This window comes from Burkholderia sp. 10_S31 (assembly GCF_056930375.1).
Genome location: NZ_JBXOWK010000001.1, coordinates 304,933 through 317,252 on the forward strand (window position 1 = coordinate 304,933; position 12,320 = coordinate 317,252).

The following is a 12,320-nucleotide window of genomic DNA, read 5'->3' on the forward strand; positions in this document are numbered from 1 at the left end:
ACATACAGGAATGGAGACACACATGACCCATCGCCCCCTTCGCGTCGCCGCCCGGCTTGCGACCGCCGCCGCCATCGCGTTCGCTTCGTTCGGCGCCGCGGCGCCTGCCGACGCGGGCACGCTGACGATCAACATCGCGTTCAAGGGCGCCAGCCAGCGCGCGGTCTGGCAGTCGACGCTCGAGGCGTTCCACAAGGCCCATCCCGACATCGACGTGAAGCCCACCTTCGTCGACGAGGAAGCGTACAAGGTGCAGTTGCCCGCGTGGTTCACGACCGTCGCGCCCGACGTCGTGAACTGGCACGCGGGCGAGCGGATGGCGTACTACGCGAAGCGCGGGCTGTTCGAGGACCTGAGCGGCGACTGGGCGAAGAACGGCTGGGGCGCGATGTACGCGTCGACGCGCGACGCGTCGTCATACAACGGCAAGCAGTACGCGGCGCCGACCGTCTATTACTCGTGGGGGCTGTTCTACCGCAAGGACCTGTTCGGCAAGGTCGGCATCGCCGACGAGCCGAAGACGTGGGACCAGTTTCTCGATGCGTGCAAGAAGCTGAAGGCGGCCGGCATCACGCCGATCGCGGTCGGCGGCCGCGACGCGTGGACGCTCGCCGGCTGGTTCGACTATCTCGACCTGCGCCTGAACGGCAACGCGTTCCACCAGCAGCTGATGGCCGGCGACGTGCCGTACACCGACCCGCGCGTCAAGAAGGTCTACACGACGTGGAAATCGCTGATCGACGCGGGCTACTTCATCGACAACGCGCTGTCCTACGATCTCGACGGCGCGCAGCCGTTCCTGTTCCAGGGCAAGGCCGCGATGATGCTGATGGGCACCTTCATCGCGGCGGGTTTCCCGCCGAACGTGAAGCAGGAAATGGGCTACTACCGCTTCCCGATCATCGACCCGAAGGTGCCGACCGCCGAGGACGGCCCGGTGGAATCGCTGCACATCCCGACCAAGGCGAAGAACAAGGCCGACGCGCACACGTTCCTCGCGTTCGTCGAAACGCCCGAGATAGGCGCGAAGCTCGCGGAAGGGCTCGGCTCGCTGTCGGCCAACAGCAAGTCGCCGGAGCCGGCCGATCCGGTCTCGCGGATCGGCTTCCGGATCCTCGCCGACACGAAGGGCGGCGTCGCGCAATTCTACGATCGCGACATGACGAAGGAAATGGCCGACGAAGGGATGAAGGGCATGCAGCAGTTCGTCGCGAATCCCGCGCAGCTCGATGCCGTGCTCGCGCAGCTCGAGCAGACCCGCAAGCGGATCTACAAGAAGTAACCGCGTGACCTCTGCGGCGGCCTCGGGCCGCCGCGTCCGCCCAGGAGGCTTGCCGTGTCCAGTCCGATCACGTCCACCCCGCCCGCCGGCGCTGGCGCCGCGCCGCCGCCGCGCGGCGCATCCGCCGCCACCGCACTGCCCGCGCGCCGCCCGTCGCCGGCCGTGCGGCGGCAGCGGCGCGCCGCATGGCTCTTTCTCGCGCCGGCGTGCGCGATGGTTGCCGTCTATGTGATCTGGCCGATCCTGTCGACGCTCTGGCTGAGCCTCTGCAACTGGGACGGGATGACCGAGCGCACGTTCGTCGGTCTCGCGAACTACGCCGAGCTGCTGCACGCGCCAACCTTCTATACCGCGCTGCGCAACAACGTGATCTGGCTCGCGCTGTTCATGCTCGCGCCGCCGCTCGGCCTCGCGCTCGCGCTGTACCTGAACCAGGCCGTCGCCGGCATCCGGCTCGTGAAGTCGCTGTTCTTCGCGCCGTTCGTGCTGTCCGGCGTGGTCGTCGGCCTGATCTTCTCGTGGTTCTACGATCCCACCTTCGGGCTGCTCGCGCTGATCGCCGGACACGGAATCCCGGTGCTCGGCGATGCGCGCTACGCGACGTTCGGCATCGTGTTCGCCGCGCTGTGGCCGCAAACCGCGTACTGCATGATCCTGTACCTGACCGGCCTCACGTCGGTGAACCCCGAGCAGATCGAAGCGGCGCGGATGGAAGGCGCGCGCGGCTTCGCGCTGCTGTGGCACGTCGTGCTGCCGCAACTGCGACCGACCACGTTCATGGCGATCGTCGTCACGGTGATCGGCGCGCTGCGCAGCTTCGACCTGATCTCGGTGATGACGGGCGGCGGCCCGTTCGAGAGCTCGACCGTGCTCGCGTATTACATGTACGACCAGGCGATCAAGTACTACCGGCTCGGCTATTCCGCGTCGATCGCGGTCGTGCTGTTCGCGATCATGCTCGTCTACATCGTGTTCCAGTTGCGCCGCATGCTGCGCAACGAGCAGTGACCTACCGGGGATTCATCGATCATGTTTCCGACACCCGTTGCCCACTGGAAGCCGGTATCGCGCCGGCTGTACAAGCTGTCGCTGCCCGTCGCGCTCGTGATCTGGCTGCTGCCGATGATCGCCGTGTTCGTCACGTCGGTGCGCTCGACCGAGGAGCTGGTCGAAGGCCACTACTGGGGCTGGCCGCGGCACTTCTCGATGATCGAGAACTATCGCGACGCGCTGACCACGTCGCCGATGCTGCATTACTTCTGGAACAGCGTGCAGATCACGGTGCCGTCGGTGCTCGGGTCGATCGCGCTCGCGGCGATGGCCGGGTTCGCGCTGGCGACTTACCGGTTTCGCGGGAATACCGTGCTGTTCGGGACCTTCGTCGCGGGGAACTTCGTGCCGGTGCAGGTGTTGATGATTCCCGTACGCGACCTGTCGCTCAGGCTGGGGGTGTTCAATACGGTCGAGGCGTTGATTCTTTTTCACGTCGCGTTTCAGACGGGGTTCTGCACGCTGTTTCTGCGCAACTTCATCAAGCAGCTGCCGTTTGAGTTGATCGAGGCAGCGCGGATTGAGGGGGCCGGTGAGTGGACGGTGTTCTGGCGGATCGTGTTGCCGTTGATCCGGCCCGCGTTGGCCGCGCTCGCGATTCTCGTGTTCACGTTCGTGTGGAACGATTACTTCTGGGCGCTGTGCCTCACGCAAGGCGATGAGGCTGCGCCGATTACCGCGGGTGTTGCAGCGCTGAAGGGGCAATGGACGACGTCGTGGAATCTCGTGTCGGCCGGGTCGATTCTCGCCGCGCTGCCGTCGGTCGCGATGTTCTTCGCGATGCAGAAGCACTTCGTCGCGGGGCTGACCTTTGGGGCGACGAAAGGCTGAGCGCGCGTTGATCGCGGATTCTGCTCTCTCCCTCTTCATCGAGAGGTTGCCCGCTTCGGCGGGCTTTTTTCATTCTGACGGGGCTTGGGGAATGTCGCTTGCCGCCCCGCCCCGACCCTGCCGTGGTTGCTTGACGCGCGGGCGTCACCAGGCGCCGGAAGACGTTGTCGCCAATGCGGATTGAGTGGCGTTTTTTGAGGGTTATAAGACCTTTGCGCCATATGCGTCACGTTCCATACTTCGCATGGAAGATCAAGCCGGGAAAAGCGCGGAAACGCGATTGCGTTTTGGACTTTCGGCCTGATCGATCACATGACATGAAAAGGAACGGAAGATGAGACTCAAGAACAAGTCGGCCTTGGTCACGGGTGGAACCAGTGGCATCGGCCTTGCAACCGCGAAGCTGTTCATTGCGGAAGGCGCCCGAGTCGCCGTGACCGGTCGCGATGACGCCGTGTTCGAGCGCGTGAAGACCGAACTCGGCGAGAATGCGGTCGTTCTCAAGGGCGACGTACGGTCGATCCGGGACATGCGAGCGATTGCCGCAGAAGCAAAAGAGAAGTTCGGTGGCCTGGATGTCGTGTTCGCCAACGCTGGCTGGGCTTTCCCGTCCGCAATCGATGACATCGACGACGAACTCTATGACGAGATCATGGACATCAACGTCAAGGGCGTGGTGTACACGCTTCAAGCGGTGCTGCCGTACTTGCGAGAAGGTTCCTCTGTCATCCTCAATACATCGTTCGTCGCGCAGACCGGCAAGCATGGCATCTCGTTGACTGCGGCGGCGAAGGCTGCCGTGCGATCGCTTGCTCGCAGCTGGTCCTATGAGTTTCTCGACCGGAAAATCCGTTTCAACGCGATCGCGCCCGGCGCGATGAAGACGCCACTGCTCACCAAGTGGGGCATGCCCGACGAATGGGTGCGCGACCGTCAGGCCGAGTTCGCCGCAGCCATTCCGGTGGGCTACATGGGCAAGGCCGAGGACATCGCCTACGCGGCACTCTATCTCGCCAGCGACGAATCCTCGTACGTCGTCGGCACCGAACTGGTCGTCGATGGTGGTGCGTCGCAGCTTTAAGCTCGCGGTTCTCGATTCCCGCGCCCGACACGTCATCGCGTCACATCCCCATCCTGATCTCGCATCCGCCACGCGCTTCGTCGTGGCGGTTATTCAATCCGGCCCAGCCCGGGTGCGCTCGCAGAGGGGCCGAAGTGCAAGGAGAAATCATCTTGATCGACAGTAGCGATAACAACGATTCCGTCACGCAACTCGCCCGGGCAGGTCGCTCGCGCCGCGATGTTCTCAAGCTTGGAAGCATCGCCACCCTCGGCGCCGTGCTGGGGGGTAGCGCATTGCTTGGGCACGCGACGCCTGCTCGTGCACAGGCCGGCAGCGAAGGAATACTTTCCCCGAATGACCCGCTCGACATTTTGATCGTCAATTACGACGGCGGTACGCTTCTCGACTTCGCGGGCCCCAGCGAGATTTTCCATCGGCTACCCAATACGAACGTTCGCTACGCGAGCCTCAATGGGGGCGACGTGATCCTCGAATTTGGCGTCGTGTATGGCAAGACTGAACGACTGGCCGATATCGAGAAGACCGACGTGATCCTCGTCCCCGGCGGGTCCGATTTGACGGCGCCGATGCGGCCGGCGTATCAGGCGCAGATCCGGCGTCTGGCAGAAAGCGCCACGCACGTTACGTCGGTTTGCAACGGATCACTCGTGCTCGCCGCAACGGGCGTTCTCAAGGGCAAGCGAAGCGCCTGCCATTGGGCCTTCGTCAACAAGCTGGCCGAATACGGCGCCATTCCCGTTCCCGATCGCTTCGTGGAAGACGACAACGGACGGTTCATGAGCGGCGGCGGCGTGACGGCGGGCATCGACTTCGCACTTCGCGTGGCAGCGAAACTGCGCGGTCAACAGGCCGCCGAATTCACGCAGCTCGTGATCGAATATGACCCCGCTCCGCCGTTCCACTCCGGGCATCCCAGGGACGCACGGCCGGAAGTCATCGCGATGGTCGACAAGAAACTGCCCGGCGCATCCAGGGGGCTCGCACGCATCCCCGGCGTTCGCTGAAACGCTTGCCGGCAATGTGTGCATGGCCGCCGGCCTCGATGAAGGCCGCGGCCGGCATTGTCTGCTCCACCCGCCTGTTTGGCGACGCCCTATCCATTCAAGCCCGTTCGGAAATCACTCGATGCAACAGATCCGCTTTTGTACTGCTGCCCTTGCAGCCTGCGTCTCCTTTTTCGCATTCACGGCGCCGGCCACTGCTGGCGATTCGCAACGTCCGCCCGAAGCGGCCATCAGCGCCGAAAACGCGCGATGGGCAGATGCTTTTGCGCGCGGAGACTATGAAGCGATAGGGCGCCTCTATACCGACGACGGCACACTCTTGCCGCCCGGAGGCGACAAAGTCACGGGGAACCGCGCGATCGTCGAGTACTTCACCAAGGGGTATGCCGGATCAAAACCCGGCACCGTATCGTTCAGCCATGACGAGTTCTACGGTAATGATCGGATCGTGACGGAGGTCTCGGATGCGGAGGTCCGCGATCACGATGGAAAACTCAAGATCCGCGCCAAGCAGATTCTCGTCTTTGTGAAGCAGGCGGGCGTGTGGAAACTGCATCGCGACATGTGGAATGGTTACGGTCCCGTCAAAACCGATGACCATTGAGTGTCCGGCGACATAGCCCGCTGGAGAAACGTTGACCACGCAGCGCGCTGACCGGCCGGCGGTCGATCAGCGCGCTGCATTCGATCTGCTCTCGCGTCGAATCGCCTGCGGCGGGTGCCCATGCAGTTTGATGAAGGCCCGCCGCATCCGTTCCGGATCGGTGAACCCGACAGCCAGGGCAATCTGTTCGATCGGTTCGCTACCACCCTGCAGACGCAACCTCGCCGCTTCGACGCGCAAGCGCTCGACCGCCTTGGCAGGCGTTTCTCCGGTTTCGCGCCGAAAGGCTCGTCCGAACTGTCGCAAACTCAATCTCGCGGCATCCGCGAGTCGTTCGACAGGTAATGCTTCAGCCAGATGCTCCCTGGCGAAATTCAGCGCAATACGGATACGATCCGATTCCGGCTCCATCTGCGACATGGCGGAGAATTGGGACTGCCCGCCCGGTCGACGATACGGAACAACCAGAAGCCTGGAGACAGCGCGCGCAACCTCCGCGCCCATATCTCTTTCAATCATGCCGAGCGCCAGGTCTATTCCGGAGGCGATGCCCGCCGACGTCCAGACGCGGCCATCCACGATATAGATGCTATCGCCGTCGACCCTGGTGCGAGGGAATTGCGACTGCAACAGCGCAGCGTATCGCCAGTGGGTCGCTGCTCTCAAGCCATCCAGCGAGCCGGTTTCCGCAAGCAGAAACGCGCCCGTGCACACGCTTGCCACCCGCGATGCCCTGGCGGTCAATTTTTTCGCAGCGGCGATATTCTCCGATGTCTGCATCGGATCGATATCTCCCCCCACGAAAACGACGGTATCAAACGAGCGCCTCCCGATCGGCTTTGTCTCGATCGACAGGCCCGTATTGCCAGGAACCGGGCCGCCGGATTGCGAAATTACTTGAAGATCGTATGGCGTATGCCCGGCTGCCGTGGCCACCTGATTGAAGGCCGACAGTGGCCCGCCAAGATCAAGCGCATCGTAGCCACGGCAAACGAAGAATCCGATTCGATGCATGACGAAACAATGACTGAAATACCCAAGAGGCGTATTTTACCGATAACCCTCGAATAGCGTCATTCGGCCTAAAACGAGGGAAGAACGTCATTTACGCCACCATCAATTGCCGGTACACGCACTCGTCAGAACAGCGCGGGCGAATCAACGCCCATCCTCAACGCCCATCCGCCTAAACGCTCCCCGCCCCCTGCTCCCTCAACCGCACATCCACCGCCCCGATATTCTTCTCATGCGCGACCAGCATCAGCGACAGCGCGTGATGAATATCCGGATCGGCGAGCGTCGGCAGCAGCGTCTGCAGTTTGCGCACGACCCACCTCTGACCTCGGTTCAAAAACGCCATCCGTTCGGCCAGATCGTCGATCGCCATCGCCTTTTCATAGAACGAACCGGTCGCACGCGTCGGCGTCGCACCGAGCGTGCGAATCGCATCGACCAGCACGCTGCACCAGTGGGCCTCATCCTGCCGAATATGCGCGATCAGCCGATGGAGTTCCTGATCGTCGCCGACCTCGGCCGCCGTTTCCGACGCCACACGTGCACCCGCGCGCTCCGCCTCCAGCAACTCATCGAGCGCCGTGAGCAACGCCGCACGATTTTCATCCGCCTCGCCTGCCGGTGAAGCCACGACGCCCTTCTCGACGATCGCCGCCGCATCGAGCACGATCCGGCGCAGCACGTCGCCGGCCGATTCGATCGCCCGGATCTTCCCGGCGCCGGTACCCGCATACAACGCCATCGCTTCGAAATCGCCCGTCATCGTACGCAGCGGCGAATCCGTGCTGAACAGGTAGATCGGCCGCCCTTCCTCATCGCCGATCACCACGCGCTCATCACCGAAAGGATCCCCACGCTCGCCACGCGTGACGCTCGACGGCAGCACACGCACCCGCGCGCCGCGCGGCCAATTGATGTGGAAGATATCGGTCAACAGCGTGTCGCCTTCACGCGCATCGACGATCCGCTGCTGGTGATACGCATGCGCGAACGACTCGTGCGTTGCGATGAACGCCGTGCCCATGACCGCGCCCTGCGCGCCGAGCGCCATCGCGGCGGCCACGTCCGCGCCGTCGACGATCCCGCCCGCTGCTAGCACCGGCAACCGCGTCGCGTGAACCACTTCAGGCAGCAACTCGGCCAGCGGCCGATCGCCACGCACATGGCCGCCAGCCTCATGCCCCTGGACGATCAGCGCCTGCGCGCCCGCCGCCTCGGCCGCGCGCGCATCGTCGAGCGAGCCGACCTGATGCACCACACGCACGCCCGCATCGCGCAGACGCCGCACGACACCCGGCGTCACGTCCCAGAACAGTGCGACCACCGGCACACGCAATTCGATACACGCGTCGAGCTGCGCATCGAGCAACTCGGGCGGCGTCGACGCGGGAATCAGGTTGACGCCGAACGGCCGCTCGGTGGCCGCGCGCACCTGCTCGACCTCGCGCCGGATCAGCGCGACCGGCTCGCGCACCATCCCGAGAAAACCGAACCCGCCGGCCGCGCTCACCGCGCTCGCGAGTTCGGCCCGCGCGACACCGCCCATGCCCGCGAGCACGATCGGCCATGCACAGCCGAGCAGGTCGCAAACGGGGCGATGCAGGATCTGGACGGCGCGGGCCTCGGGCCCGTCGCCACGCGTCGGAATCGACATGCAGCGTCCTCCTTTCAGGATCGGCGGCGCGTCACGGTCAACGGTCAACGGTCAACGGCCAAAGCGCGCGTCGCGCAAAGGCGAAACGGTTCGTGTCGGGCCACGCATCGAATAGATCACATTGTGACATATTCGGCCGCCAGGCCGCACTCCCGGCGCAACATGCTTGATACACGTCATGGCGACACCGACCATTCGGTCATACGGTTCGGTTCAGGTCCACCCTTCGAGGCGCAGCGTCGAGCGCACGAGCCGCTGCTCCTCCGCTTCGATCTCGCGCAGATACTCGACGCACTGCCGGATATGCTCGCTCGCGGCCTTGCGCGCCTGGTCGGGCAGCCGCCCGGTCACCGCGTTGTAGAGCCGCGCGTGCTGACGGTCGATCTGCTTCTTCAGCGGCTCGCGATGATAGAGGTTGTTCACCGACGCGAACACGGAACTGAGCAGCAGGTCGGTCAGCGACTGCAGCGTGTTGACGAGCACCGGATTGTGCGACGCCTCGCAGATCGCGAGATGGAACGCATGGTCGAGCTTCGCGCGCGCGGCCGGATCGAGATCCTGCGCATCGGCCGCCGTCATTTCCTCGTAGCGGCGCCGGATCAGGATGAAGTCGGCGGGCGTCCCGCGCAGCGCGGCGAGCCGCGCGGCTTCGGTCTCGAGCATGCCGCGCACCTCGAACAGGTCGTATAGCGTACGCGGCTGCGAGCCGAGCAGATGCATCATCGGCGAGACTTCGCGCTGCGGGGTCAGGCTCGCAACGAACGAACCCTTGCCGTGCGTCGTGTCGATGATCCCGCGCGCGCGCAGCAGCTTCATCCCTTCGCGCACGGCCGTGCGCGACACGCCGAGCTTCTCCGTGAGCCGCCGCTCGGACGGCAGCGCCTGCCCGGCCTTCAGCACGCCGTCGACGATCAGCTGCTCGATCCGCTCGGCGACGACATCGGCGACGTTGCGCGCCGGCGCCTGTCTATCCTGCATTTCCATACTGGTATGACCACTTCGGAACGATATCGCCGATTTTCTCACAAACCCTTGTAGCAATTGGGTTTTCCGTCACAACCACCACTACCCGCCAGGCACGCCTCGAAAAACTGGTATGACCATGCCAGAGACGTCTGGACACGCGTCGGCCACCCGCCAAGAATGCCGTCCATCCGGCGCGCTGCGCATCCCGCGGCCGCCTGCATGGTGGAGACGGAGACAGACGATGAGTTTCACCTACGACGAACGGATCGACGGCGCGCTGGCGACCGTCGACCGCGACACGCTCGTCGCCGCGCTCAACGCGGCGGCGCCCGGCCTCGACGTGCTGCACGAGCGCGAGGCGCTGAAGCCGTTCGAATGCGACGGCCTCGCCGCATACCGCACGGTGCCGCTCGCGGTCGTGCTGCCCGACACGGTCGAGCAGGTGCGCGCGGTGCTGCGCGTCGCGGCCGCGCACGGCGTGCCGGTCGTCGCGCGCGGCGCGGGCACCGGGCTGTCGGGCGGCGCGATGCCGCTCGAAAAAGGCCTCCTGCTCGCGATGTCGAAGTTCAACCGGATTCTCGAAATCGACGCCGATGCCGGCATCGCGCGCGTGCAGCCCGGCGTGCGCAACCTCGCGATCTCGCAGGCCGCCGCACCGTACGGCCTCTATTACGCGCCCGATCCGTCGTCGCAGATCGCATGCTCGATCGGCGGCAACGTCGCCGAAAACGCAGGCGGCGTGCACTGCCTGAAATACGGGCTGACGGTGCACAACATCCTGAAGGTCGAGATCCTGACGATCGACGGCGACACGCTGACGCTCGGCGCCGACGCGCTCGATGCGCCCGGCTTCGACCTGCTCGCGCTGTTCACCGGCTCCGAGGGAATGCTCGGCATCGTCACCGAAGTGACGGTGAAGCTGCTGCCAAAGCCGCCAAGCGTGAAGGTGCTGATGGCGAGCTTCGACGACGTCGCCGAAGCCGGCGCGGCGGTCGCGCGGATCATCGGCGCGGGCGTGATCCCGGGCGGGCTCGAGATGATGGACAACCTCGCGATCCGCGCGGCCGAGGACTTCATCCACGCCGGCTATCCGGTCGACGCGCAGGCGATCCTGCTGTGCGAACTCGACGGCGCGGCGACCGATGTCGAAGAAGACGCCGCACGCGTCGCCGCGCTGCTGCGCGACGCCGGCGCGTCGGAGATCCGCGTCGCGCGCGACGAAGCCGAGCGCCAGCGCTTCTGGGCCGGCCGCAAGAACGCGTTTCCGGCGGTCGGCCGCATGTCGCCCGACTACTACTGCATGGACGGCACGATCCCGCGCCGCGAGCTGCCGCGCGTGCTCGAAGGCATCGCCGCGCTGTCCGCCGAATACGCGCTGCCGGTCGCGAACGTGTTCCACGCAGGCGACGGCAACATGCATCCGCTGATACTGTTCGACGCGAACCGCCCCGGCGAGCTCGACCGCGCGGAAGCGCTCGGCGGCAAGATCCTCGAGCTGTGCGTCGCGGTGGGCGGCAGCATCACGGGCGAACACGGCGTCGGGCGCGAGAAGATCAACCAGATGTGCGTGCAGTTCAACGCCGACGAAATCACGTTCTTCCATGCGGTGAAGGCGGCGTTCGATCCGCAGCGCCTGCTCAATCCCGGCAAGAACATCCCGACGCTGCACCGCTGCGCCGAATTCGGCGCGATGCACGTCCATCACGGCAAGCTGCCGTTTCCCGAACTGGAGCGCTTCTGATGCGACGCGAACGCGAACCCGAATCGATCGACGACAGCGCGGCGCTCGTCGCGCAGGTCGACGCCGCGATCCACGATCGTCAGCCGCTGCACATCCGCGGCGCGGGCACGAAGGCGTTTGTCGGCCGTGCCGTCGAGGGCCGCACGCTCGACGTGCGCACGCACCGCGGCATCGTCGCGTACGACCCGACCGAACTCGTCATCACCGCACGCGCGGGCACGCCGCTCGCCGAACTCGAGGCGATGCTCGACGCGGCCGGCCAGATGCTGCCGTGCGAGCCGCCGACGTTCGGCGGCGCGGCAACCGTCGGCGGGATGTTCGCGGCCGCGCTGTCGGGGCCGCGCCGCCCGTGGGCCGGCGCGGTGCGCGATTTCGTGCTCGGCTGCCGGGTAATCACCGGCCACGCGAAACACCTGCGTTTCGGCGGCGAAGTGATGAAGAACGTCGCGGGTTATGACGTGTCGCGGCTGCTCGCGGGCAGCTTCGGCTGCCTCGGCGTCGTGACGGAGGTATCGCTGAAGGTGCTGCCGAAGCCGCGCGCGACCGGCGATCTCGCGCTGCCGCTCACGGCAGGCGAAGCGGTGCAGCGCGTCGCCGGATGGCGTCGCGCCGGGCTGCCGCTCGCGGGCGCCTGCCATGTGGACGGCGTGCTGCGCGTGCGGCTCGAAGGCGGCGAGGGCTCGGTGAAGGCCGCGCGCGACACGATCGGCGGCGAGCGCATGGACGATCGCGTCGACGGCTTCTGGGCACGGCTGCGCGACCTGTCGCTGCCGTTCTTCGACGATCCGCGCCCGCTGTGGCGCGTGTCGGTGCCGGCCGCCGCGCCGCTCGATGCGCTGCCGGGCGTGCAACTCGTCGACTGGGGCGGCGCGCAGCGCTGGCTGAAGAGCGACGCCGCGCCGGCCGACGTGCAGCGGTTCGCCGCGCAGTGGGGCGGCCACGCGACCTGCTTCACGCCCGGCACGACGCCCGAGCCGTTCCAGCCGCTGCCGCCCGCGCTGCTGCGCGTGCACCGGCAGCTGAAGGCACAACTCGATCCGCATGCGATCTTCAATCCCGGCCGCCTGTACGCGGACGTCTGACGCCAACC

General features: G+C 65.6%; 11 protein-coding genes. 8 read left to right on the plus strand and 3 right to left on the minus strand.

Annotated features, from left to right (window positions below; translation table 11 throughout):
• The first annotated feature begins 22 nt into the window (after positions 1-22).
• The 6 genes from AC1Z3W_RS01380 to AC1Z3W_RS01405 all read left to right on the plus strand — a co-directional run bounded on the left by AC1Z3W_RS01380 (position 23) and on the right by AC1Z3W_RS01405 (position 5,855).
• A complete protein-coding gene (locus AC1Z3W_RS01380; protein ID WP_483506708.1) occupies positions 23-1,282 on the plus strand; it encodes an ABC transporter substrate-binding protein in 1,260 nt (419 codons plus the stop codon).
• A 54-nt stretch (positions 1,283-1,336) separates the two neighbouring features.
• Positions 1,337-2,290, plus strand: a complete 954-nt coding sequence (locus AC1Z3W_RS01385; RefSeq protein ID WP_483506710.1) for a carbohydrate ABC transporter permease — start codon at positions 1,337-1,339, stop codon at positions 2,288-2,290.
• Positions 2,291-2,311: 21 nt separating this feature from the next.
• Positions 2,312-3,163 (plus strand): carbohydrate ABC transporter permease, encoded by an 852-nt coding sequence (locus tag AC1Z3W_RS01390; protein ID WP_483506712.1) that lies wholly within the window; start codon positions 2,312-2,314, stop codon positions 3,161-3,163.
• Positions 3,164-3,497: 334 nt separating this feature from the next.
• Positions 3,498-4,244 (plus strand): SDR family oxidoreductase, encoded by a 747-nt coding sequence (locus AC1Z3W_RS01395; protein WP_057925489.1) that lies wholly within the window; start codon positions 3,498-3,500, stop codon positions 4,242-4,244.
• Positions 4,245-4,396: 152 nt separating this feature from the next.
• The gene (locus tag AC1Z3W_RS01400; protein WP_483506714.1) at positions 4,397-5,251 is read left to right on the plus strand and encodes a DJ-1/PfpI family protein; all 855 of its coding nucleotides are present in this window, start codon (positions 4,397-4,399) and stop codon (positions 5,249-5,251) included.
• A gap of 121 nt (positions 5,252-5,372) precedes the next feature.
• Entirely contained in the window at positions 5,373-5,855 is a 483-nt protein-coding gene (locus AC1Z3W_RS01405; protein ID WP_483506716.1) for a YybH family protein, read from the plus strand.
• Positions 5,856-5,921: 66 nt separating this feature from the next.
• Here AC1Z3W_RS01405 and AC1Z3W_RS01410 read toward each other — a convergent pair whose 3' ends face one another.
• The 3 genes from AC1Z3W_RS01410 to glcC form a co-directional block, all read right to left on the minus strand.
• The gene (locus AC1Z3W_RS01410; RefSeq protein ID WP_057925486.1) at positions 5,922-6,869 is read right to left on the minus strand and encodes a GlxA family transcriptional regulator; all 948 of its coding nucleotides are present in this window, start codon (positions 6,867-6,869) and stop codon (positions 5,922-5,924) included.
• Between the two features lie 172 nt (positions 6,870-7,041).
• On the minus strand, positions 7,042-8,523 hold the full coding sequence (locus AC1Z3W_RS01415) for a nitronate monooxygenase (RefSeq protein ID WP_483506718.1): 1,482 nt from the start codon (positions 8,521-8,523) through the stop codon (positions 7,042-7,044).
• A 213-nt stretch (positions 8,524-8,736) separates the two neighbouring features.
• Positions 8,737-9,507 (minus strand): transcriptional regulator GlcC, encoded by a 771-nt coding sequence (gene glcC, locus AC1Z3W_RS01420; protein ID WP_057925484.1) that lies wholly within the window; start codon positions 9,505-9,507, stop codon positions 8,737-8,739.
• Between the two features lie 223 nt (positions 9,508-9,730).
• Between glcC and glcD the strand changes: the two genes are divergently transcribed.
• Both glcD and glcE read left to right on the plus strand, forming a co-directional pair.
• Positions 9,731-11,230, plus strand: coding sequence for a glycolate oxidase subunit GlcD (glcD, locus tag AC1Z3W_RS01425; protein ID WP_057925483.1), 1,500 nt, complete (start codon positions 9,731-9,733; stop codon positions 11,228-11,230).
• Complete coding sequence (gene glcE, locus AC1Z3W_RS01430; protein ID WP_175827159.1) at positions 11,230-12,312, plus strand: glycolate oxidase subunit GlcE; 1,083 nt, start codon at positions 11,230-11,232, stop codon at positions 12,310-12,312. Before glcD ends, glcE begins: the two co-directional genes overlap by 1 nt.
• Positions 12,313-12,320 lie beyond the last annotated feature (8 nt).

What these genes read in the sequence shown, in the direction of transcription:
- AC1Z3W_RS01380 (WP_483506708.1), top strand. Translation starts at nt 23, where the DNA reads ATGACCCATCGCCCCCTTCGCGTCGCCGCCCGGCTTGCGACCGCCGCC.
- AC1Z3W_RS01390 (WP_483506712.1), top strand. Translation starts at nt 2,312, where the DNA reads ATGTTTCCGACACCCGTTGCCCACTGGAAGCCGGTATCGCGCCGGCTG.
- AC1Z3W_RS01395 (WP_057925489.1), top strand. Translation starts at nt 3,498, where the DNA reads ATGAGACTCAAGAACAAGTCGGCCTTGGTCACGGGTGGAACCAGTGGC.
- AC1Z3W_RS01405 (WP_483506716.1), top strand. Translation starts at nt 5,373, where the DNA reads ATGCAACAGATCCGCTTTTGTACTGCTGCCCTTGCAGCCTGCGTCTCC.
- AC1Z3W_RS01410 (WP_057925486.1), bottom strand. Translation starts at nt 6,869, where the DNA reads ATGCATCGAATCGGATTCTTCGTTTGCCGTGGCTACGATGCGCTTGAT.
- AC1Z3W_RS01415 (WP_483506718.1), bottom strand. Translation starts at nt 8,523, where the DNA reads ATGTCGATTCCGACGCGTGGCGACGGGCCCGAGGCCCGCGCCGTCCAG.
- glcC (WP_057925484.1), bottom strand. Translation starts at nt 9,507, where the DNA reads ATGGAAATGCAGGATAGACAGGCGCCGGCGCGCAACGTCGCCGATGTC.
- glcD (WP_057925483.1), top strand. Translation starts at nt 9,731, where the DNA reads ATGAGTTTCACCTACGACGAACGGATCGACGGCGCGCTGGCGACCGTC.
- glcE (WP_175827159.1), top strand. Translation starts at nt 11,230, where the DNA reads ATGCGACGCGAACGCGAACCCGAATCGATCGACGACAGCGCGGCGCTC.